Below are 21,898 nucleotides of genomic sequence, written 5' to 3'. Positions count from 1 at the left end.
CTGAAAGTCTCTCAGAGAGAGCGTCCAATCAGCAATTTCATGATCTCGTTGGTGCCGCCGTAGATGCGCTGGACGCGGGCGTCGCGGAACATGCGGGCGATCGGATACTCATTCATGTAGCCATAGCCGCCATGCAATTGAAGGCATTCGTCGACGACTTTTCCCTGCAGGTCGGACAGCCAGTATTTGGCCATCGAGGCCGTCACCGGGTCGAGGCCTCCATCGATATGGCGGGCAACGCAGTCATTGTAGAAGACCCGGCCGATGGTCGCTTCGGTCTTCAGTTCGGCCAGCTTGAACTGGGTATTTTGGAATTCGATAATCGCTTTGCCGAAGGCTTTGCGCTCCTTGACGTAGTCGATGGTCTGCGCCAGCGCCCGCTCGATCATGGCGATGGCGCCGGTGCCGATCTGCAGCCGCTCCTGCGGCAATTGCTGCATCAGCTGAACGAAGCCCTGGCCTTCCTCGTGGCCGAGCAGATTGGAGGTCGGCACGCGCATATCGTTGAAGAACAGTTCCGACGTGTCGTTGGCCTTGAGCCCGATCTTGTCGAGGTTGCGGCCGCGCTCGAACCCTTCCACCTCGTCGGTCTCGATGACGATCAGCGAAGTGCCCTTGGCGCCCTTCTCCGGATCGGTCTTGGTGACGATTATGATGAAGTTGGCGAGCTGGCCGTTGGTGATGAAGGTCTTCGAGCCGTTGACCTTGTATTGGTTGCCATCCTTCTCGGCTCGCGTCTTGACGCCCTGCAGGTCGGAGCCGGCGCCGGGCTCGGTCATGGCGATGGCGCCGATCAACTCGCCGGTCGCCAGTTTCGGCAGCCATTTCTTCTTCTGCTCCTCCGAGCCGTAGTGGAGGATGTAAGGGGCGACGATCGAATTGTGCAAGCCGATGCCGAAACCGTCGACGCCGACATGGCCGATCGCCTCGATGATGGCGCTCTCATGCGCGAATGTCCCGCCCGAACCGCCATATTCCTCCGGCATCGAGGCACAAAGCAGACCGGCCGCACCTGCCTTCAGCCAGCTCTCGCGGTCGACCATCTCGTTCTTCTCGAACTCTTCATAGCGCGGCGCGATCTCTTCCGACATGAAGCGGTGCGCCATGTCGTAGAGCATGCCCACCTCGTCCGCCGCCCAGGCGGGTTTGGGGAGGCCGAGGATTTCGGCGGGGTTGGTCATGCTATTTCTCCCGCGCCAACGCTCCCCTCCCCTCAAGGGGGAGGGGAACGTCGAGCTTAGAACGCTTCCGCCGGCAGCGCCATTAGCGTGTCCGCGCCGCTGGAGATGCGGGCGAGGTGCGCCGACGTTTCCGGCATGATCCGCTCCATGAAGAAGCGCGCCGTCACCAGCTTGCTGTCGTAGAAGGCCGAAGATCCGTTGGCGCCATTCGCCAATTTCGCCCCGGCTGCCCTGGCCATCTGCGCCCACATATAGCCCAGCGCCACCAAGCCGAAGAGATGCATGTAGTCGGTCGAGGCGGCACCGGCGTTGTCGGGCTTGGCCATGCCGTTCTGCATCAGCCACATCGTCGCCGCCTGCAGATCGTTGAGGCCCTTCTTCAGCGCCTTGGTGAAGGGCGCCATCTTCTCGTCAGTGCGGTTCTCCTCGCAGAATTCGCCGACCTCCTTGAAGAAGGTCTGCACGGCGCGGCCGCCATTCAAGGCCAGCTTGCGGCCGACGAGGTCGAGCGCCTGGATGCCGTTGGCACCCTCGTAGATCATGGCGATGCGGGCATCGCGCACGAACTGGCTCATGCCGTGCTCTTCGATATAGCCGTGCCCGCCGAACACTTGCTGCGCCATCACCGCGTGGTCGAAACCCTTGTCGGTGAGCACGCCCTTGACCACCGGCGTCATCAGCCCGGTGTAGTCGTCGGCAGCCTGGCGGTCCTGGTCGTCACTGGCGCGGTGGGCGATATCGGACCTAATCGCCGTCCACAGCGCCAGTGCGCGACCGGCCTCGTTGAAGGCCTTCATGGTCATCAGGCTGCGGCGGATATCGGGGTGGACGATGATAGGGTCGGCCTTCTTGTCCGGCGCCTTCGGCCCAGATAGCGAGCGTCCCTGCAGGCGATCCTTGGCATAGGACACAGCGTTCTGGTAGGCGACTTCCGACAGAGAAAGCCCTTGCAGGCCGACTCCGAGCCGGGCCTCGTTCATCATCGTGAACATGGCCTTCAGCCCGCCATTGGCGTCGCCGAGCAGCATGCCTTGCGCCTCGTCATAGTTCATGACGCAGGTCGAATTGCCATGGATGCCCATCTTCTCCTCGATCGAGCCGCAGGAGACGGTGTTCTTCTCGCCCGGATTGCCGGACGCATCGAGCTTGAGCTTCGGCACGATGAACAGCGAAATGCCCTTCACGCCTTCCGGTGCGCCCTCGATGCGGGCCAGTACGAGGTGGACGATGTTGTCCGACATGTCGTGCTCGCCGGCCGAGATGAATATCTTCTGGCCTGAAATCCTGTAGGTGCCGTCGCCATTGGGAACCGCCTTGGTGCGCAGCAGGCCGAGATCGGTGCCGCAATGCGGCTCGGTCAGGTTCATGGTGCCGGTCCAGACGCCCTCGACCAGCTTCGGCAACCAGATCGCCTTCTGCTCGTCGGTGCCATGGGTAATGATCGCCGCGATCGCGCCTTGCGTCAGGCCAGGATACATCATCAGCGACATGTTGGCCGAAATCATATATTCGGAAACGGCGGTATGCACCGCGTAAGGCAGGCCCTGGCCGCCAAATTCGACGGGTGCGGCCAGCCCCATCCAGCCGCCTTCGCGGTATTGGTCGAAGGCCTCCCTGAAGCCTTTCGGCGTCGTCACCGAACCGTCGTCATGGCGCACGCAGCCTTCCATGTCGCCGACGCGGTTCAGCGGCTGCATGATATTTTCAGCGAGCTTGGCGCCCTCGGCGAGGATGGCCTCGACCACATCAGGCGTCGCGTCGGAAAATCCGGGAAGATTGGAATAGCGCTGGTAGCCCAGTACCTCGTTCAGCACGAACAACGTGTCCTGGACCGGCGCCCTGTAGATCGGCATGCGTTTCCTCCACCATGCGGCCTTGGCTCCGAAATCAAAGCCCTAAAAAATGAATCAGGGACAGCATGCGGACCAATGTTCAGGTTGGGATAGCAAAAGTTGACGTTTGCGTAAACGTCAATTTTTTGATGTGGCAAATTTTTCCGGGGCCTTACCCGCGAGCGTAGCGACGCTACACCATTGAAGCCAGTGCGGAACGATTGAATTCATCCCGACGCAGCCGGATGGCAGAAAGAGCCGCGCGGCCAACGCCCCGCGGCTCTCTTTCGTCAGAAGGCCGTTCACCGGAAGCCGGCGAGGCCGAATTATCCGGCGGCGCTGGCCTGCGGCGCCGAACGTTCGATCAACATCTGACGCACCGCCGCCATCGAGTTGCTCAACTCGTTGATGGCATCGTCGATCAGCGCCCGCTGCTTCTGCAGACGGGCAAGCTGCTTCTCCGACTTGTCGAGCGCCAGTCGCAACTGCTTGGTGTTGGAGCCAGTCGGGTCATACAGATCCATCATCTGCTTGACGTCGCGCAGCGAGAATCCGACCTTGCGACCGAGCAGGATCAGCTTCAGCCGAGCCTTGTCGCGTCGCGTGTAGAGACGGGTCGAGCCGTCGCGCTGCGGAGTGAGAAGACCCTTGTCCTCGTAGAAACGCAGCGTGCGCAGCGTTACTCCGTATTTCTTGGCCATCTCGCCGATGCGGACAAGATCCTCGCCGGCTTTGTCAGACATGTCATTGGTATTGGCCGCGGCTTCGCCGGGCGAAACAAGTTTCATGGTCACTGGCTTTCCCCATCTGGTGGCGCCGCGGTCCCGGACCTTGCGTCGCCTGAGCGGAAGCGGGGGCGTGCTTCCACCGTGGTTTCAACAAACAAATCGCAAACGGCACAGTCTGTGCACCTTTACGTTTACGTCAATTCTATACCGATAGCCGCCTCACGAAGCAAGGGCGTTGTGGGGGAGGAACTTTTTGCCGCATCCGCCAGCGCATGGCCCGGCGGCGCTTAGGCAGCCCGCCAACAACGTTGCAACTTCTTAAGCTTGGTTAACGCGTTGTTTACCACGTTGGGCGAAATGTGCGCATGTCGGTTACCCGTGTTTATCCTGTAGCGAATTTATCACGGTTTTTCGGAGCGTGGGTGAAACCCGGGAAGCTCGTCTTCCACCGCAGCAAGCCGCGCGGCCGCCTTCGTTTCCGGCAGGACTTTGGGAAACTGGTCATAAGCCAGCAGTAATTCTGAACGGGCGCATCGATGAACAGCAAGCGGTCCTATCTCGATACACTCAACGTCGGCAGGCAGCGCAGGCCGCACACCACGCTTGAACAGCTCAACCGTTCCCTGGAAACGCTGGAGCAGCGGCTGGAGCGGACGCGCGAGGACCTGAGCGAGCGTCCCGATCCGCGCCGGCCGAGCGCGGAGCCGCGCTATGCCAGCGCCCGGCCCTATGAGGATCCGCGCCCGGCACCGCCGCCGAAAAGCCCGGAGCCGGCTGCCTTTGACCAGAGTTACCAGGCGATCGCCCGCGATATCGACCGTGTGCGCGGCCAAGAAGACGGCGTCGCCGTGGTCGGCAAGATCGCCGGCGAATTGCGCGGCCTGCGCGAGGAACTGCGCCACCAGATGACCGCCGGCCTGCAGCGCGAATTCGAAGCGCTGCGCAAGGACATCGAGCGGGCTTTCCAGGCAAGCGCCGAGCCGGGTGGTCAATCGGGAGGCGGCAAAGGCAGCGCCGAACTCGGCGTCGAGTTTGAGCGGCTTTCCGGCGCCATCCAGACTCTGGCCGAAAGGAGCGACGACAGAAGCGTCAACATGCTCCGGCTCGAACTGGAGCAGGTCAAGGCCGCGCTCGACACGCTGGCGCGCGAGGAGAGCGTGCAGGCGGTTGGCCGCCGCTGGGACGATTTCGACCGCCGCTGGACCGCGTTCGAGGATCGTGTCGATGCCGATCAGCGCAAGCGGTCGGACGCACCCGGTCTTTCGATGCTGACTGACCGGCTCGAGCAGATCAGCAACGCCGTCAACAATTTGCCGGAGTCGTTGTCGCTGCGGTCGATCGAAGAGAAGGTCCGCACGCTTGCCAGCGCCGTCGATCATTTCGCCAGGCAGCAGGACAATCGCGGCAGCAGCACATTCGGTATGATCGACGAGCGGCTGGACGAGATTTCCCGCGCTATCGTCGCATCCACCGTCGCCGCGCAGGCCAATTCATTCGACCCCGAACCCTTCGAACGCATCGAGAAGCGGATCGCCTCGCTTGCCCAGCAGATCGAGGAAGTCACGCAAGTTCACCCCAGCGGCGAGGTCATCGACCGCCTCAACATGCTGTCGAGCCGGGTCGACGATCTTGCCGGCCGGGCCAATTTGCCGGAGCAGGCGATGGAGCGTCTCGACAAGCAGATCGCGCTCATTGCCGACAAGATCGACAGGGCGCCTGCATTGCCGGATGCCGACTATATCTTCCAGGGGCTGGAGCAACGTTTCGACGTGCTGTCCGGCATGATGGAGCGCCGCCAAGGCGACGCGATCGAACAAGGCAACTTGCTGTTTCGTGATCTCGAGCGCCGGCTGGACGAAGTCGTCGACAGGCTGGACCAGCGCATGCCGCAGATCGACGGCGCCGGCATCATGGATGCCATCGACGCCCGCTTCAGCGCGCTGGCCCAGCGCATGGAAACGCGCGTTCCCGATTCCGCAAGCGAAGCGGCGATCCGTGGCCTGGAAGGCCGCCTCGAAGATATTTCAAGCCGGCTGGATTCATCGGCGGCACAAGTCGCCGGCATCGACCCGGCCCTGATCCGCAGCCTGGAGGCGCAAGTCGCGGGTCTGTCGGCGCATCTTTCGAAGCCCGGCACGCCATTGCCGGAATTCGAGGACATCAGCCCTCGTCTCGACGAAATCGAGAAGTCGCTAGCTGGCACCCGCGATTCCATCCTCAGCGCTGCGCGCGAGGCAGCCGAGAGCGCCGTCCGCTCACTGGCCGACTCAAGTGCCAACACGGCGGCCGTTTCTGGCCTCGCCCAGGATCTGAAGACGCTCGAATCACTGACGCGCCGTTCCGACGAGCGCAATTCGAGGACCTTCGAGGCCATCCACGACACCCTGCTCAAGATCGTCGACCGGCTGGGCTCACTGGAAACCGGCGAGCCGACCGACGCGGTGAGCGAACTTCTGAATACGCAATCGGCCGAGCCGGACAGCTGGCGCGGCGCGCGACCGTCAAAGATGGCCGTACGTGACGCGCCGTCCATGGAAATCGACCAGCCATTGCCGCTGACGGGTGACATGGCCGACCTCGACAGCCATGCCACGGCCATCATGCGCAATGAACCAGGTTCGCGTAGCGAACCGGGCACGCGTACGCCGGCCGAAGCCGCTGCGGCCGCGGCCATGGCGGCGCTTGGTTCGGATACTGTGACGGAGAAAAGTGAGCAGCCCGGCGGCCGGAAGTCGATGCTCGGCGGACTGGCGCGCGTCTTCAAGGGTAAGAAGGAGGCAGACGTTCCACCGCTTGCCGGCTCGGCGCCTGATGTCGAGATACCGAGCGCCGATCTCGACGAGCCGCTGGATCCGAAGGTTGCCAACCGGCCGCTGGAGCCCGGCTCCGGCCCACCCGACCTCAACGCCATCTTGAAACGCGTGCGCGACGAACGCGGACCGCCGGTCAGGCCCGGCAGTGCCGATGCATCGAAAGCCGACTTCATCGCCGCAGCCAGACGCGCGGCGCAAGCGGCGGCCGCCGAGGCCGACGCTCTCAAGCGGCAATCGAAGATGAGCGGCCCGGTGAAGGCGCTCAGGATCGGCGACCTGCTCAAGGCGCGGCGCAAGCCGATCCTGATGGCGGCCGCCGCAGTCATGCTGGCGCTCGCCGGCCTGCAACTGGGCGCGGCCTTTTTCTCCGACCCCGTCGAAATGGCGAGCAACGATGCGGCGCCGATCGCGGCCGCGCAGCCAGCGAAAACCGCGTCGGCCGGTACTGCCAGCGAGCCGAAGACGGACGCGCAAACTGCAGCGCAGGACAGCGCGCCGGCCCGCGTCGTCCGGCAGGCAGAGCCGTCCGAATCGGTAACCGAAGACGACATGCCGGCGCAGACCGCCCTCGCCGCGCCGTCGGACGCCGAAACGCCGATGGAAATCGGACCCGAGGCCGAACCTGTTCCTGCGCCCATCACTCCAACGGCGTCGCCCGATCCGGCGGCGGCGAACGTGACAGCCTCGGCACATGCGGGCCCGACGGCTGCGGACACCGAGCCAATGGCCACAGCGCCGGCCGCCACGCCCGCGACCCCGGACATGACCGGCACGGTCACGCCCGCGGATGCTTCGACGACGGCGGCCGCTGCCAAGATCGACATCCCAGCCGATGCCGGCCCGGCTGCCTTGCGTGACGCAGCGGCCGGCGGCGACGCCAAGGCGTTGTTCGAGATCGGCTCGCGTTACGCCGAATCGCGCGGCGTCAAGCAAGACATGGCAGCGGCCGCCAAATGGTATGAAAAGGCCGCCGAGCTCGGCTTCGCGCCGGCGGAATACCGCATCGGCAACTTCTATGAGAAGGGCACCGGCGTCGCGCGCGACGTCAAGAAGGCGAAGACGTGGTACCAGCTCGCCGCGGAGCAAGGCAACGCCAGCGCCATGCACAATCTCGCCGTGCTCTTTGCCATGGCTGCGGACGGCGTGACCGACAATGAATCGGCCGCGCACTGGTTCCAGGCGGCCGCCGATCTCGGTGTCAAGGACAGCCAATTCAATCTCGGCATCCTGGCGGCGAAGGGCGTCGGCATGAAGCAGAATCTCGAAGATTCCTACAAATGGTTCGCGCTCGTTGCCAAGACCGGCGACAAGGATGCGGCGGCAAAGCGCGACGAGATCGCCAGGGCGCTCAAGCCCGAGCAACTCGAACGCGCCCGTACCGCCGCCGAACTGTGGAAGGCGAAGCCGCTCGATCCTGCGGCCAATTCGGCCGACATTCCCGAATCGTGGCAGGACGGCACGCCGCAGACGACCGCCAGCGTCGACATGAAGAAGGTCGTTCAGAACATCCAGCGCATTCTCAACAAGAACGGCTATGAGGCCGGCAATGCCGACGGCGTGATGGGCCAGAAAACCGAGGATGCCATCATGGCTTTCCAGACCGACAACGACTTGAAGCCGACGGGCGCGGTCGACGAAAAACTGGTCAAGGCGCTGCTTGCGCGCAAATAACGTCAGATGCGTCGTTTCCGCGACGCCTTTGCCACACATTTGCCTGTTAACTGATTGAGTTGTTTTTTGTTTCGGCGGCGTGGCGAGGTTTGACTTCGCCGCCCGGCCGGCGCAAGAACGAGATAGGCTTTTAGGCGCGAAATGCCCGCAACGGTTGCATTCGTCGAGAGGCAAACTGATCGAGACTGACGGGTGGGCATCTATCTCCCGATCGCGGAAATTTCCGTCAACATTTTCGTGCTGCTGGCCATGGGCGCGGCGGTGGGTTTCCTTTCGGGCATGTTCGGAGTGGGCGGCGGCTTCCTCATCACGCCGCTGCTGATCTTCTACAACATTCCGCCGGCGATCGCGGTCGCTACCGGCGCGAACCAGGTCATCGCCTCCTCCTTCTCCGGCGCATTGTCGCACGTGAAGCGCGGCACGCTCGACTTCAAGCTCGGCGGTGTGCTTTTGGCAGGCGGCATCGTTGGCTCAACGGGCGGCATCTTTGTCTTTGGTTTCTTGCGCAGGCTCGGCCAGCTCGACCTGTTCATCTCGCTGCTCTATGTCGTGCTGCTCGGCACCGTCGGCGGGCTGATGCTGGTCGAGAGCGTCAATGCGCTGCGCGCCACGCGCAGCGGCGCGGCGCCGGTGCTGAAGAAATCCGGCCAGCACAACTGGATCCACCGCTTGCCGCTAAAAATGCGGTTCAGGGCCTCGAAGCTTTTCGTCAGCGTCATCCCGGTGCTCGGCCTTGGCGCCGGCATCGGTTTCCTGTCGTCGATCATGGGCGTCGGCGGCGGCTTCATCATGGTGCCGGCGCTGATCTATCTCTTGAAAGTGCCGACCAACGTCGTCATCGGCACCTCGCTGTTCCAGATCATCTTCACCTCGGCCTACACCACGCTGGTCCATGCCACCACCAACCAGACGGTCGACGTCATGCTCGCCTTTCTGTTGATGGCCGGCGGCGTCGCCGGCGCGCAATACGGCGCCAAGGCCGGCCAAAGGCTGCGCGGCGAGCAGCTCAGGGCGCTGCTCGCACTGCTGGTGCTGGCGGTTGCCTTCCGGCTCGCCATCGATCTGTTCGTGACACCGCCCAGCCTGTATTCCCTGTCCGGCGCGGATCCGACCTGATGGCGCGCTTTAAGCCGTTCCTGGCCGCTGCCTCCCTGTCGCTGTTCGCCGCCTCGTCACCGGCAAGAGCGCAAACGCCGGCTACCGAAAACATCCAGATCGGCCTGTCCACCGACTATGTCTCAATCACCGCCGGGTTTTCCGGTGCCGACCTTACCATCTTCGGCTCATTGGAAAATGCCGACCCGCGTGTCGCCCGCCAAGGGCGCTACGACATCGTCGTCGTGCTTGAGGGTCCGGCCCGGAAGGTCGTCGTGCGCCGCAAGGACAGGGTGCTCGGCATCTGGATCAATCTGGAGTCCGAAACCTTCAAGAATGTGCCGGTGTCCTATTCGGTGGCGACGACGCGGCCGCTGCAGGACGTCACCGACCCCAACAGCTACAGGCAACTGTCGCTCGGCGCCGCCAACATCTACATGCAGCCTGCCGACGATGGCGACAATCCGGCGACAGTCCAGGAATTCACCGCGGCGCTGCGCGAGCGCAAGACGGCGACCGGCCTCTACAGCGTGAACGTCGGCGGCGTGCAGTTCCTGTCGCAGAACCTGTTCCGCGCCACCGTCAGACTTGCCCCCAATGTTCCGGTCGGCACCCACAAGGCACGCGCGTTCCTGTTCAAGAGCGGCCTGTTCATCAAGGAAAGCTCCGCCCAACTCGAAATCCGCAAATCCGGTTTCGAACAGTCGATCTTCCGCGTCGCCCACGATTATTCCTTTCTCTACGGCGTCTTCGCTATATCGCTAGCCATGCTGACCGGCTGGCTCGGAAGACTGGTCTTCCGAAAGGACTAGCCCCATGCGAAAGGTTGTTCCCCTTTTGTGACTCATGGGTTAGACCGCGACCCCGGCCCGACCGGACGCGAGCTGTCGCTCCCCACAATCAGAATACAGGCTTCACGATGCGTCCAGCATTCGGCGGTATCGACTTCGGCACTTCGAACTCCACCGTGGGCGTGGTCAGGAACGGGCAGCCGCAGCTCGTGGCGCTGGAAGACGGTCAGGTGACGCTGCCGAGCGCGGTGTTCTTCAATTTCGAGGACAACCGCACCTATTTTGGGCGCCGCGCCATCGCCAACTATACCGACAGCATCGATGGTCGTCTGATGCGCTCGCTGAAGAGCGTACTCGGCGGTACGCTTGTCCATGAAAAGACGCGCATCAAGTCCCAATCGATCGCCTTCACCGAGATCATTGGTCTGTTCGTCGGCCATCTCAGGAAAAGGCTGGAAGAGGATGCGGACGACACGGTTGAAAGCGTGGTGCTCGGTCGTCCCGTGCAGTTCGTCGACGACGATGCCGAGGCCGATGCCAAGGCCGAAGGTGAACTCGAAAACGCGGCCCGCACCCAGGGCTTCAAGCATATCGCCTTCCAGTTCGAGCCGATCGCGGCGGCGCTCGACTACGAGCAGAAGGTCACGCGGGAAGAACTGGCGCTGATCGTCGACATGGGCGGCGGCACGTCCGACTTCTCGATCGTGCGGGTCTCGCCGCAGCGCGCCCGCTCCCTCGATCGCAAGGACGACATCCTGGCGAGCCGAGGCATCCACATCGGCGGCACCGACTTCGATCGGCTGTTGAGCATCACCCATGTGATGCCGCAACTCGGCTACCTCTCGCCGACCAAGGACGGCAAGCGCAACTTGCCGGCCAGCTACTTCATCGACCTGGCGACATGGCAACGCATCAATCTGGTCTACAGTGCCAGGGCGATGACCCATCTGCGCCAGATCCGCTACGAGGCGGAACGCGCCGACCTGGTCGACCGTTTCATCCACATCGTCGAGCATCGTTACGGCCACGCGTTGGCCGCTTTGGTCGAAACGGCCAAGATCGCGCTGACGCAGCAACTTTCTGGTGATGTCGTAGTCGCGCTGCCCGGAGCGAGTCTCGCGGTAGAAATTTCCCGCGCCGGGCTCGAGGCCACGATTGTCAGGGATATCGAACGGGTGGCCGCGACGGTTGGCGAGACGATCCGCGACGCGCAGGTGAAACCGTCCGCTATCACCGCGGTGTTCCTGACCGGCGGATCGACCGCCATCCCGCTGGCAAGGCAGCAGATATTAGCCTTGGTGCCGCAGGCGTCCGTCATCGAAGGTGATATGTTCGGCTCGGTCGGGCTTGGGCTGGCACTCGATGCGCAGCGGAAATTCGGCTGACCCGGCTTATCCGCGGACGGTCTCGCCGGCCTTCGCGCCCAGATGCGCCTTGAGCGCCATCTGGGCCAGACTTGCCTGCCGGTCACGATGCGTGATCATGGCGAAATCACGTTTCGGCAGATCGATCGGCACGGAACGCAAGCTGCCTTCGGCAACGGCGCGTTCGACAACGAGTTCCGAAATGATTGTGGCGCCGGCGCCGGCCTCGACCGCCTGACGGACCGCCTCGTTGCTCGGCAGCACCAGGAATATTCGCAGTTCCGCGAACGAGATCCCTTCGCGGCGGGCAAGATCTTCCAGCACCTCGCGGGTGCCCGACCCGCCCTCCCTGATGATCCAGCGGAGCTCGCTGATATCGGGATGCCCGCGCGAGACTTCAGCGATCTCGGGATGCGAAGGCGCCACGACCAGCATCAGGCGATCCACATCGACCTTGGCGCGCCGCAATATGTCGGATTCAGTGCGCCCCTCGACCAGGCCAAAATCAGCCGTACCGTCCAGTACAGTGGTCTCGACCTGTCTGGTGTTGCCGATGGTCACGCTCAGCCTGACGGCGGGATAGGCCTCGTGGAAGGAGGCCAGCCGGCGCGGCAGCCAATAGCTGGCGATGGTTTGGCTGGCGGCGATGGAAAGGCTGCCGGTGATCGTCTGCGAGACGTGCTCCAGCACGTCGTGGGCGGCAGTCGCCCGTTCAAGCACGGCCTTGGCCTCGGGCAGGAACCGGCGCCCGGTCTGCGCCAGCTCGATGTTGCGACCGACCCGGTTGAATAGCTGGACGCCATGCTGCTGTTCGAGCGAGCGGATGGCGGCCGAGGCGGCCGATTGGGAAATACCCAGCAGCTCGGCTGCCTTGGTCATGTGTCCTCGTTCGGCGACAGCAACGAAGATCCGCAGTTGGTCCAGGGTCATGAGAGAATTAAGAAAGAAAATCGATTGGAATTACAAGAGCAACTTGTTAGACAGATCGATCGTTTTGTTCTAAGTTTTTGCAGGAAATTGGAAAAATATCGCGGCCAGTCCGCAAAAGGCAGAAAGTGATCGGGCGGTTCAAATCCCTGTTTTCCCATTGGACGCGCAGCTTGCGGCGGCGGCTCACCGGCAACGGCTATCATCCGGAAGAGCATTACATGCGCGGCCCCGGGCCGAAAACGCGAGCCAAATACTCGGACCACAAAAGCAGATCATGAGCCACGGACCGCTGCGCGGCGCCAATTCCGCACCGTCCCAACGGTCGCTTGCCGACACGCGCGCGCCCGACGAGGGCGATGGCGTCGATACTTCGCCCGATATCTCCGACAGCATCGCCAAGACCACCTGCTACATGTGCGCCTGCCGGTGCGGCATCGACGTCCACATCAAGGACGGCAAGGTCCGCTACATCAACGGCAACAAGGACCATCCGGTCAATCGCGGCGTGCTGTGCGGCAAGGGCAGTGCCGGCATCATGCAGCACTACAGTCCGGCCCGGTTGAAGAAACCATTGCTGCGCACAGGTCCGCGCGGCTCGGGAGAATTTCGTGAGATCGAGTGGGAGGAGGCTTTCTCAATCGCGACGGAACGACTTTCGAACATCCGCCGGACCGATCCGAAGAAACTCGCCTTCTTCACCGGGCGCGATCAGTCGCAATCGTTGACCGGCTGGTGGGCGAGCCAGTTCGGCACGCCGAATTTCGCCGCCCATGGCGGCTTCTGCTCGGTCAACATGGCGGCCGGCGGGCTCTATACGATCGGCGGTTCGTTCTGGGAGTTCGGCGAACCCGACTGGGACAACACGAGATACTTCATGCTGTTCGGCGTTGCCGAGGACCATGATTCCAATCCGATCAAGATCGGTCTCGGCAAGCTCAAGGCGCGCGGCGCCAAGGTGGTCTCGATCAATCCGTGCCGCACCGGCTACAACGCCATTGCCGATGACTGGATCGGCATCCGGCCCGGTACCGACGGACTGTTCGTGTTAGCCCTCATCCATGAACTGCTGAAGGCCGGCCGCGTCGATCTCGATTATTTGCTGCGCTACACCAATGCTCATGTCCTCGTCATCCAGGAGCCGAATGCTGCCGACGATGGGCTGTTCGCACGCGACGGTAACGGCAATCCGCTGGCCTGGGACAGGGTGGCGAAAGTGCCCGTCAGCGTCACCGATACCGACGCAAAGCCGGCGCTGACCGGCAACTTCCAGGTCGATGGCCGCCGCTGCGTTCCGGTCTTCCAGCTCGTTGCCGACCGCTATCTGCAGGAGAGCTATTCTCCCGATGCGGTCGCCGAACGCTGCGGCGTCCCCGCCGACACCATCCGCCGGACCGCCGCCGAACTGGCGCATGTCGCCTTCGAACAGGCGATCGAACTGCCGGTGGCGTGGACCGACTGGGCCGGCCGCCGGCATGAGACGATCAAGGGCCGGCCGGTGTCGATGCACGCGATGCGCGGCATCTCGGCCCATTCGAACGGGTTTCATAGCTGCCGCGCCATCCACCTGCTCCAAGTACTCCTGGGTACGGTGGACGTGCCCGGCGGATTTCGCTTCAAGCCGCCCTATCCGCGGTCGGCGCCGCCGGGGCCGAAGCCGGCGGGCAAGGACGTCAGGCCGATGACGCCGCTCGAAGGCATGCCGCTTGGATTCGTCTGCGGCCCGGACGATCTGCTGGTCGACGACGTCGGCACGCCGATCCGTATCGACAAGGCCTATTCCTGGGATGCGCCGCTGGCAGCACACGGGCTCATGCACACGGTCATCCGTAATGCCTGGGCCGGCGATCCTTACAGGATCGATACGCTAATGATGTACATGTCCAACATGGCCTGGAACTCGTCGATGAACACCGTCGAGACGATGGCGATGCTGACCGACAGCGACGAGGCCGGAAACTACAAGATCCCCTTCATCATCTATTCCGACGCCTATTATTCCGAGACCGTGCCGTTCGCCGATCTCGTGCTTCCCGACACCACCTATCTCGAGCGTCACGACTGCATCAGCCTGCTCGATCGGCCGATCAGCCATGCCGACGGCCCGGGCGACGCCATCCGCCATCCCGTCGTCGAGCCGGATCGTGATGTCAGGCCGTTCCAGACGGTGCTGATCGAGCTCGGCGCGCGCCTCGGCTTGCCCGGCTTCGTCGACGACGACGGCTCGGCCAAATACCGCGACTATGCCGATTACATCGTCAATCATGAGCGCACGCCGGGCATCGGCCCGCTCGCCGGTTGGCGCGGCAAGGACGGAACCTCGATCGGCAAAGGCGAGGCCAATCCTGATCAGCTTCAGCGCTACATCGACAATGGCGGCTTCTGGCACCATGATTTTGCGGACGACCAGCGCTACTACAAAATGGCCAACCGCTCCTATCTCGACTTCGCCGAGAACATGGGCTTCATCCCGAAAGCCGAGCCGATCGTCTTCCAGCTCTATTCGGAACCGATTCAGCGGTTTCGCCTCGCCGCGCGCGGCCATGGGCGGGTGCTGCCGCCGGAGGCGGAGCGCAGCCGCATCGAGACCTATATGGACCCGCTGCCGTTCTGGTACACGCCCTTCGAGGAGGCGGCTGTCGACCTCGAGAAATACCCGCTGCACGCACTGACGCAGCGGCCGATGCACATGTATCATTCCTGGGGCTCGCAGAACGCCTGGCTCAGGCAGATCACCAGCCAGAACCGGCTGTTCGTGCACAACCGGACCGCCGCCGGCCTCGGCCTTGTCGACGATGACTGGGTGTGGATCGAGAGCATCAACGGCAAGGTCAAGGGACAGATCAAGCTGGTCGACGGCGTTAACGCGGATACGGTTTGGACCTGGAACGCCATCGGCAAACGGCGCGGCAGCTGGGGGCTGAAGGACGACGCCGCCGAATCCAACCGCGGTTTCCTGCTCAATCACATTATCGGCGACCAGACCTCTGCCGATGCCAATGGTAAACGCTACTCGAATTCCGACCCGGTCACCGGCCAGGCGGCATGGTTCGACCTGCGTGTCCGCATCGTCAAATGCGCGGCTGAAGAAGCCGGCTTCACCGAACCGCAGTTCGAGCGCTTCCGGCAGCCGCCGCATTTCGAACCCTCGCCCGACAAGCTCAGTTTCGGCGCCGAGTTTCGCCGGGAAAGAGAAGCCGCCAGACCATGACCTGTCTCCCCGCCCATACCGACAAAAAGCTCGGCCTCGTCATCGACCTTGACACCTGCGTCGGTTGCCAGGCCTGCGTTACCGCCTGCAAAGAATGGAACACCGGCGGCCACATGGCGCCGCTGACCGACATCGATCCCTACGGCGGCGATGCCGACGGGGTCTGGTTCAACCGCGTGCACAGCTATGAGCACATCACGGAGATGGGCGGGCGCACGGTCAATTTCCCACGCTCCTGCCTGCATTGCGAGACGCCGGCCTGCGTCACCGTCTGCCCGACCGGAGCCTCCTACAAACGAGCCTCGGACGGCATCGTGCTGGTCGACGAGGACAAGTGCATCGGCTGCAAATTGTGCAGCTGGGCCTGCCCCTATGGCGCCCGCGAATTCGACACCGATGTCGGCGTGATGAAGAAATGTACGTTGTGCGTCGACCGCATCTATAACGACAATCTGGCTGAAGAAGATCGGGTGCCGGCCTGCGTCGCCGCCTGTCCAACCAGCGCGCGGCATTTTGGCGATCTCGGCGACCCGGCGTCGGCGATCTCGCAACTGGTGGCCGAGCGCGGCGGTGTCGACCTGATGCCCGAACTCGGCTATCACCCGACCAACAAATATTTGCCGCCGCGCGCCCACACGCAGCGTGCGGCATCGGTGCCGGCGCTGGCGCTCGAACCGGTGCGGGCCGAAGGCGGTTTCCTCGGCTGGGTCGACCGCATGCTTTCGCACTGACCAGCGCCTCCATGCATCCAGCCTTCTCCGTCGTCTTTTTCACCACCGCCACCGGCGCCGGTTACGGCCTGCTTGCGCTGCTCGGCGTGCTGGCCGGTCTGGGGTTCGTCCCGCCCGATTTCTGGCTCGGCGTCGTCGGCATGGGCCTGGCGTTCGGCCTGATCTCGGCCGGCCTGTTGTCGTCGGCCGGCCATCTCGGCCGGCCCGAACGTGCCTGGCGGGCATTCTCGCAATGGCGCAGTTCGTGGCTGTCACGCGAAGGCATTGCGTCGGTCGCGACCTTCGTGCCGGCGGGACTGTTCGCCATCGGCTGGGTGTTCCTCGGCCGCACAAACGGCTGGGTGGCCGTCGCCGGGCTGCTGGCTGCGGTCGGCGCGGTCGCCACCGTCTGCACCACCGGCATGATCTATGCATCGCTGAAGCCGATCGCCCAGTGGCACAGCCGCTTCACTCTGCCCGGCTATCTGATCTTTTCAGCGATGAGCGGCAGCGTGCTTCTCAACGCGCTGTTGCAGGGTTTCGCCCTCGGCTCGACCATCCTTCTGGCAGCTTGCGTGCTGCTGACGTTGCTCGGCTGGGGCTGGAAGCTGGCAACCTGGCGATACAATGACGGGCTGGAAATCCCGACCAACGCCAACACCGCGACCGGGCTTGCCGGCGGTACGGTGCGGTCGCTGGAATGGCCGCACACCGAGGAAAACTATCTGCTCAAGGAGATGGGCTTTCGCGTCGCGCGCAAGCACAAGGCGCGGCTGCGCCAGATCACGCAAGTGCTGGCCTTCGCCGCGCCCGTCTTGCTGCTGATTGCCGCGTTCGCCTTGCCATGGCCCTATACGGCGGTGCTGTCGGCAATAGCAGCAATCGTCCAATTCGCCGGCATGCTGGTCGAACGCTGGCTGTTCTTCGCCGAAGCCAAGCACACCGTCACCCTCTACTACGGCAGGTAGACCAGCTCAGCCTGGCCGCAGCATCGCGTGGGAAATCGCGAAGATGCGCTCAGCGCCGAGCATATAGGCCATCAGCGTTTCGCGGCGGAACAGCCCGGCATAGGCGCGATCGAGCACATTAAGCGAGCCGGTATAGGCGCCGAAGGCCGGCATGATCATGCGGCCGCCGTCGCCGGCAAAGCAGCGCCGCCGCACCGAGCGGCCGCGCTGCACGATGCGGGCGCAAGGGTGCAGATGGCCGGCGACCTCGCCCTCCACCCTCACCGCCGAAGGCTCGTGCCGGAATACGAGAGAGCCTACGGCCAGCTTGCGCACCGTCTCGCCGGGCAGGTCGGCTGGCGCATCCGGGTCGTGATTGCCGGCGACCCAGAACCAGTCGCGGCCAGCCATCAGCCCTTCCAACCGTTCGCGAAAGCTCGAATGCATGCGCTCGGCGCCGCCGCCATCATGAAAGCTGTCGCCGAGGCTGATGACGATCGCCGGCTGATAATCGGCAATCACTGCCTGCAATCGGAGCAAAGTCGCGCCCGTGTCATAAGGCGGGATCAACGTACCGCGCCGGGCCAGGGACGAGCCCTTTTCCAGATGCAGGTCCGACACCGCCAGAAGCCGAAGCTCCGGGAAATAGAGCACGCCGCGCGGATCACAGACCGCGCGCTCATCAGCGATGCCGACCCGGTCGGCCTCCGCGAATGCCGATGCCCTCGCCGCGAAATTCATATCAAACCAAGCTCATTCCTGGACCCATGGCCTCCTCGACCAGATCCGCCGCCTCCATCAGCAGCGTCTCGTTGGCGCCGCCATTCACCGATTCCTTGCCGATCTCCAGCATGATCGGCACGGCCAACGGCGAAATCTGCTCAAGATGCTTATGCACGATTCGACCGCGGACACGCGAGAGCATCTCGGCAAGTCTGCTGACATCGAGCAGGCCGGCCGACGCATCCGTCCGCGTCGCCTGCAGCAGTATATGGTCCGGTTCGTGACTGCGCAGCACGTCGTAGATCAGGTCGGCCGACACCGTCACTTGCCGCCCGCTCTTCTCCTGCCCTGGGAAACGCTTCTCGATCAGTCCGGCGATTACAGCGCAGGTGCGGAAGGTGCGCTTCAGCATCCAGCTGTCGTTCAGCCAGGCTTCGAGATCGTCGCCCAGCATGTCTTCATCGAGCAGGGCAGTCAGAGAAGGCTTCTTTGCCTTGAATAGCGAGGCCATGTCATCCAGCGCCCAGACGGCCAGCGAATAGTCGGTGGCGACAAAGCCGAGCGGCCGCGCACCTGCCCGCTCCAGCCGCCGCGTCAGCAGCATGCCGAGCGTCTGGTGCGCGAGCCGGCCTTCGAACGGATAGGCGATCATGTAGTGCCGGTTGCCGCGCGGAAAGGTCTCGACCAGCAGGTCACCGCGCTTCGGCAGCACCGATTTTTCCTTCTGCAACCTCAGCCAGTCGGCGACCTGTTCGGGCAGCGCCTGCCAGCGATTGGAATCGGCCAGCATGCCGCGCACCTGGTCGGCGAGATAGGTCGACAGCGGGAACTTTCCGCCGGCATAGGACGGTACGATGATGCGGGCGCCGGCGCCATTGGAGACGATGCACTCGTTCTCACGAATGCCCTCGAAGCGCAGCACCTTGCCGCCGAACATGAAATTGTCGCCGGGGCGCAGCGTCTCGGCGAAATACTCCTCGATCTTGCCGAGCACCGGCCCGCCGCGGCCGGCAAGGCCACGCCCTTGCCTGACATAGCGCACATTCAGCTCCGGCATCTCGACGATGGTGCCGACATTCAGCCGGTACTGCTGGGCGATGCGCGGATGCGAGACGCGCCACAGCCCACCGCTTGTCTTTCGGATGCGAGTGTAGCGATCGTAACTCTTGAGCGCGTAGCCCCCGGTGGCGACGAAATCGATGACACGGTCGAAGGTTGCGCGCTCCAGCTCGGCATAGGGCGCGGCACCGCGCACCTCCTCGAATAAAAAGTCGGCGTCAAAGGGTGCCGCGCAGGCGCTGCCCAGCACGTGCTGCGACAGCACGTCGAGCGCGCCATTGACAAGCGGCGGCGTGTCCTGGGCGCCGAGATAGTTGGCGTCGAGCGCCGCCCGGCATTCCAGCACCTCGAAGCGGTTGGCCGGGATCAGGATCGCCTTGGACGGCTCGTCCATGCGGTGGTTGGCGCGGCCGATGCGCTGCGCCAGCCGGCTCGCGCCCTTCGGCGCGCCGACATGCACGACCAGATCGACGTCGCCCCAGTCGATACCGAGATCAAGCGTAGAAGTGGCGACGATGGCGCGCAGTGCATTCTCGCCCATCGCCTTTTCGACCCGCCGGCGCTGACCGACATCGAGCGAGCCGTGATGCAGGGCGATCGGCAGCGAGTCCTCGTTTGCCCGCCACAGCTCCTGGAACAGCAGCTCTGCCTGGCTGCGTGTGTTGACGAACAGGAGCGTCGTGCGATGGCGCTGGATCGCCTCGTAGATTTCGGGAATGGCGTAGCGGGCCGAGTGTCCGGACCACGGCACGTGCTGTTCTGAATCGAGGATGGAGATGTCGGGCTTGGCGCCGCCGGCAACGGTGATCAGACCTGCCATCGCGCTGGGTGGATTCTGGCTTACCAGCCAACGGCGCAAGTCGTCGGGCTCGGCGACCGTTGCCGACAGGCCGATCGTCTGCAGGCCGGGTACGAAGCTGCGCAGCCGCGCCAGCCCGAGCGCCAGAAGATGCCCGCGTTTCGACGTCACCAGTGAATGCAGTTCATCGAGCACGACATAGTGCAGGTCCTCGAAGAAGCGCCTGGCGTCGGGCGCCGCAATCAGCAGCGCCAGCTGCTCGGGCGTGGTCAGGAGAATGTCGGGCGGCACCAGCTTTTGCCGCTGGCGCTTGTGCGCCGGCGTGTCGCCGGTGCGAGTCTCGATGGTAACCGACAGGCCGATTTCTTCCACCGGCCTGCCGAGATTGCGCTCGATATCGACGGCCAGCGCCTTCAGCGGCGAGATATAGAGCGTATGGATGCCGCGATGAGCCTGTCCCGGCCTTCTCCTTGGCCGGCCTGCCAGCTCGGTCAACGAGGGCAAGAATCCGGCCAGCGTCTTGCCGGCGCCGGTCGGCGCGATCAGCAAAACCGACTGCCCGGCCCGGGCCCTTGCCAGCAGCTCGATCTGATGGGCGCGCGGCGACCAACCTTTTTCCGCGAACCATTTGAGGAATGGCTCGGGCAAGTGCACGGCGGCATTCTGATCGGCAAGGCGCGGCTGCTCTGTCACCTGCCAGAGGTAGCGCGGCGGCGCGCAATCGCCAAGAAGAATCAGAACAAAAGGTGATCGAAGCGCCTCCCCCTCGCTTGAGAAGGGCCGCTGTGGCGCTACGGCCGGCGAAACCCTGTCGGGCCGCCATAGAGGTAGCCGATGCGGGCGACGGCTTCCTTGAACCCTTCACGCGAGACCAGCATGGTGTGGCCGTTGGCGTGGATCATGGTTTTCGGGTCGGTCATGACAGCGACATGGCCTTTCCAGAACACCAGGTCGCCGCGCCGCAACCCGGCAAAGTCCGGACCCGGGTCGAGCGGCTCACCGATGGTCGCCGCCTGCATGTCGGAATCGCGCAGCACTTGCCTGCCGGCCATGTGCATCGCCAGTTGCACGAGGCCGGAGCAATCGATGCCGAAGCCGGAGGCGCCGCCCCACAGATAGGGCGTGCCGAGAAAAGCCTCCGCGACCGCGACATAGTCGGCAGCCGGCTCTCCTAGAGGCCTGAGATGGCCTGATATGACAGCCTCGCCGGACGGCAGCAGCGCATAATGCGTGCCGCGGGTTTCGGCCGCGCCCTCCACCGTCACCGCCGATCCCATCGACAGCTGCCCGCTCAGCGGAAGCCGCAAATCCGGTCCGGGATAGAGGAAGGTGCGCGGCACGGAGACGACATGGGTTGGCGCATGGTCCCGCGCGCTTAGCACGGTGTCGGCGACATAGCCGACATAGCCGTCGCGTTCGGCTTGGATCCAGGCCCAGCCCTCAGCGTCTTCGAAGACGAGGACATCGTCGCCGAACAGGGCTTGCGTGTTGACGCCGGCATCCGGCCGCGGCGCCTTGCGGATATCGGCCACTGCGGCTGAAACCCGCGCTGGCCGCCCGGCGACGAAGCGATCGGCGGCGACCTCGCCCTCCAGCCTGGCATCGGCGAGATCGGAACGGAAGGCGTGAAGGCGAGCATCCCTGGCGGTCAAATCGGCAACTCGTTCAGAATGGCGTTTCGGTCAGATGGGCAATTCCTGGGCTCTGGCGATGATAACATCGCCGAAGCGCTCGACAAAGAGAGCACCTTCTACGGTTCGCTTGACCAGCACGTTGCGCTTGTCGAGTTCATCGCGATGGCGCGACACCAGCTTCATCGCCCCCATCGTGTCGAGCGCGCGGGTGATCACCGGCTTGGTGACATTGAGGCGGGCGGCGAGTCCGCGCACCGTATGCGGCGGCGGATCGAGATAGATGGTGAACAGGATCGCCGTCTGGCGCATGGTGAGGTCCGGCGCGTCGTCGCGCACCTGAGACAGCATCACCTGCTGCCACAGTCGCAAGGCCTGGCTCGGGCGCATCGAAATCGACATCCGGCCAGCATGGC

Annotated in this window: 15 protein-coding genes; 7 read left to right on the top strand and 8 right to left on the bottom strand. The window is 63.9% G+C overall.

Features of this window, described 5'->3' with window-relative positions:
- Positions 1-11 precede the first annotated feature (11 nt).
- The 3 genes from AC0L3L_RS01065 to AC0L3L_RS01055 all read right to left on the bottom strand — a co-directional run bounded on the left by AC0L3L_RS01065 (position 12) and on the right by AC0L3L_RS01055 (position 3,801).
- A complete protein-coding gene (locus AC0L3L_RS01065; RefSeq protein WP_473483763.1) occupies positions 12-1,181 on the bottom strand; it encodes an acyl-CoA dehydrogenase family protein in 1,170 nt (389 codons plus the stop codon).
- A gap of 56 nt (positions 1,182-1,237) precedes the next feature.
- Positions 1,238-3,034 carry an acyl-CoA dehydrogenase gene (locus AC0L3L_RS01060; RefSeq protein WP_473636225.1) on the bottom strand — a complete coding sequence of 599 codons (1,797 nt, stop codon included), beginning with the start codon at positions 3,032-3,034 and terminating at the stop codon, positions 1,238-1,240.
- 305 nt (positions 3,035-3,339) lie between these two features.
- The gene (locus AC0L3L_RS01055) at positions 3,340-3,801 is read right to left on the bottom strand and encodes a MerR family transcriptional regulator (RefSeq protein WP_095493558.1); all 462 of its coding nucleotides are present in this window, start codon (positions 3,799-3,801) and stop codon (positions 3,340-3,342) included.
- A 476-nt stretch (positions 3,802-4,277) separates the two neighbouring features.
- On the opposite strand from AC0L3L_RS01055, the gene AC0L3L_RS01050 reads away from it, so the two are divergent.
- The 4 genes from AC0L3L_RS01050 to AC0L3L_RS01035 all read left to right on the top strand — a co-directional run bounded on the left by AC0L3L_RS01050 (position 4,278) and on the right by AC0L3L_RS01035 (position 11,496).
- The gene (locus tag AC0L3L_RS01050) at positions 4,278-8,225 is read left to right on the top strand and encodes a peptidoglycan-binding protein (RefSeq protein WP_473636224.1); all 3,948 of its coding nucleotides are present in this window, start codon (positions 4,278-4,280) and stop codon (positions 8,223-8,225) included.
- Positions 8,226-8,417: 192 nt separating this feature from the next.
- Complete coding sequence (locus AC0L3L_RS01045) at positions 8,418-9,341, top strand: sulfite exporter TauE/SafE family protein (RefSeq protein ID WP_292404561.1); 924 nt, start codon at positions 8,418-8,420, stop codon at positions 9,339-9,341.
- Positions 9,341-10,132 carry a TIGR02186 family protein gene (locus AC0L3L_RS01040; protein ID WP_473636223.1) on the top strand — a complete coding sequence of 264 codons (792 nt, stop codon included), beginning with the start codon at positions 9,341-9,343 and terminating at the stop codon, positions 10,130-10,132. The genes AC0L3L_RS01045 and AC0L3L_RS01040 overlap by 1 nt, the downstream gene beginning before the upstream one ends.
- A 107-nt stretch (positions 10,133-10,239) precedes the next feature.
- Positions 10,240-11,496 carry an Hsp70 family protein gene (locus AC0L3L_RS01035; RefSeq protein ID WP_473636222.1) on the top strand — a complete coding sequence of 419 codons (1,257 nt, stop codon included), beginning with the start codon at positions 10,240-10,242 and terminating at the stop codon, positions 11,494-11,496.
- A gap of 6 nt (positions 11,497-11,502) precedes the next feature.
- On the opposite strand, the gene AC0L3L_RS01030 is transcribed toward AC0L3L_RS01035, so the two are convergent.
- Complete coding sequence (locus AC0L3L_RS01030) at positions 11,503-12,405, bottom strand: LysR substrate-binding domain-containing protein (RefSeq protein ID WP_473636221.1); 903 nt, start codon at positions 12,403-12,405, stop codon at positions 11,503-11,505.
- Between the two features lie 274 nt (positions 12,406-12,679).
- On the opposite strand from AC0L3L_RS01030, the gene AC0L3L_RS01025 reads away from it, so the two are divergent.
- From AC0L3L_RS01025 to AC0L3L_RS01015, 3 genes are read left to right on the top strand one after another with little or no spacing between them, the layout of a single operon-like run.
- On the top strand, positions 12,680-15,613 hold the full coding sequence (locus tag AC0L3L_RS01025; protein WP_473636220.1) for a molybdopterin oxidoreductase family protein: 2,934 nt from the start codon (positions 12,680-12,682) through the stop codon (positions 15,611-15,613).
- A complete protein-coding gene (locus AC0L3L_RS01020; protein ID WP_473545246.1) occupies positions 15,610-16,344 on the top strand; it encodes a 4Fe-4S dicluster domain-containing protein in 735 nt (244 codons plus the stop codon). Before AC0L3L_RS01025 ends, AC0L3L_RS01020 begins: the two co-directional genes overlap by 4 nt.
- A gap of 11 nt (positions 16,345-16,355) precedes the next feature.
- Complete coding sequence (locus AC0L3L_RS01015) at positions 16,356-17,291, top strand: dimethyl sulfoxide reductase anchor subunit family protein (RefSeq protein WP_473636219.1); 936 nt, start codon at positions 16,356-16,358, stop codon at positions 17,289-17,291.
- A gap of 6 nt (positions 17,292-17,297) precedes the next feature.
- Here AC0L3L_RS01015 and pdeM read toward each other — a convergent pair whose 3' ends face one another.
- The 4 genes from pdeM to AC0L3L_RS00995 form a co-directional block, all read right to left on the bottom strand.
- Entirely contained in the window at positions 17,298-18,011 is a 714-nt protein-coding gene (gene pdeM, locus AC0L3L_RS01010; protein WP_473636218.1) for a ligase-associated DNA damage response endonuclease PdeM, read from the bottom strand.
- 1 nt (position 18,012) lies between these two features.
- Positions 18,013-20,544: a ligase-associated DNA damage response DEXH box helicase gene (locus tag AC0L3L_RS01005; protein ID WP_473526062.1), complete on the bottom strand. Its 2,532-nt coding sequence runs from the start codon at positions 20,542-20,544 to the stop codon at positions 18,013-18,015.
- Between the two features lie 98 nt (positions 20,545-20,642).
- Positions 20,643-21,503, bottom strand: a complete 861-nt coding sequence (locus tag AC0L3L_RS01000) for a C40 family peptidase (protein ID WP_473636217.1) — start codon at positions 21,501-21,503, stop codon at positions 20,643-20,645.
- Between the two features lie 30 nt (positions 21,504-21,533).
- Positions 21,534-21,884 carry a MarR family winged helix-turn-helix transcriptional regulator gene (locus AC0L3L_RS00995; protein WP_095493569.1) on the bottom strand — a complete coding sequence of 117 codons (351 nt, stop codon included), beginning with the start codon at positions 21,882-21,884 and terminating at the stop codon, positions 21,534-21,536.
- Between the last annotated feature and the right edge of the window lie 14 nt (positions 21,885-21,898).

Source organism: Mesorhizobium sp. WSM4849 (assembly GCF_055811385.1).
The sequence above is the reverse complement of the archived record's forward strand: the minus strand, read 5'-3'. Positions and strand labels throughout refer to the sequence as shown.

Coding starts and splice junctions, on each gene's coding strand:
- AC0L3L_RS01065 (WP_473483763.1), bottom strand. CDS start 1,181: ATGACCAACCCCGCCGAAATCCTCGGCCTCCCCAAACCCGCCTGGGCG.
- AC0L3L_RS01060 (WP_473636225.1), bottom strand. CDS start 3,034: ATGCCGATCTACAGGGCGCCGGTCCAGGACACGTTGTTCGTGCTGAAC.
- AC0L3L_RS01055 (WP_095493558.1), bottom strand. CDS start 3,801: ATGAAACTTGTTTCGCCCGGCGAAGCCGCGGCCAATACCAATGACATG.
- AC0L3L_RS01050 (WP_473636224.1), top strand. CDS start 4,278: ATGAACAGCAAGCGGTCCTATCTCGATACACTCAACGTCGGCAGGCAG.
- AC0L3L_RS01040 (WP_473636223.1), top strand. CDS start 9,341: ATGGCGCGCTTTAAGCCGTTCCTGGCCGCTGCCTCCCTGTCGCTGTTC.
- AC0L3L_RS01035 (WP_473636222.1), top strand. CDS start 10,240: ATGCGTCCAGCATTCGGCGGTATCGACTTCGGCACTTCGAACTCCACC.
- AC0L3L_RS01030 (WP_473636221.1), bottom strand. CDS start 12,405: ATGACCCTGGACCAACTGCGGATCTTCGTTGCTGTCGCCGAACGAGGA.
- AC0L3L_RS01025 (WP_473636220.1), top strand. CDS start 12,680: ATGAGCCACGGACCGCTGCGCGGCGCCAATTCCGCACCGTCCCAACGG.
- AC0L3L_RS01020 (WP_473545246.1), top strand. CDS start 15,610: ATGACCTGTCTCCCCGCCCATACCGACAAAAAGCTCGGCCTCGTCATC.
- AC0L3L_RS01015 (WP_473636219.1), top strand. CDS start 16,356: ATGCATCCAGCCTTCTCCGTCGTCTTTTTCACCACCGCCACCGGCGCC.
- pdeM (WP_473636218.1), bottom strand. CDS start 18,011: ATGAATTTCGCGGCGAGGGCATCGGCATTCGCGGAGGCCGACCGGGTC.
- AC0L3L_RS00995 (WP_095493569.1), bottom strand. CDS start 21,884: ATGTCGATTTCGATGCGCCCGAGCCAGGCCTTGCGACTGTGGCAGCAG.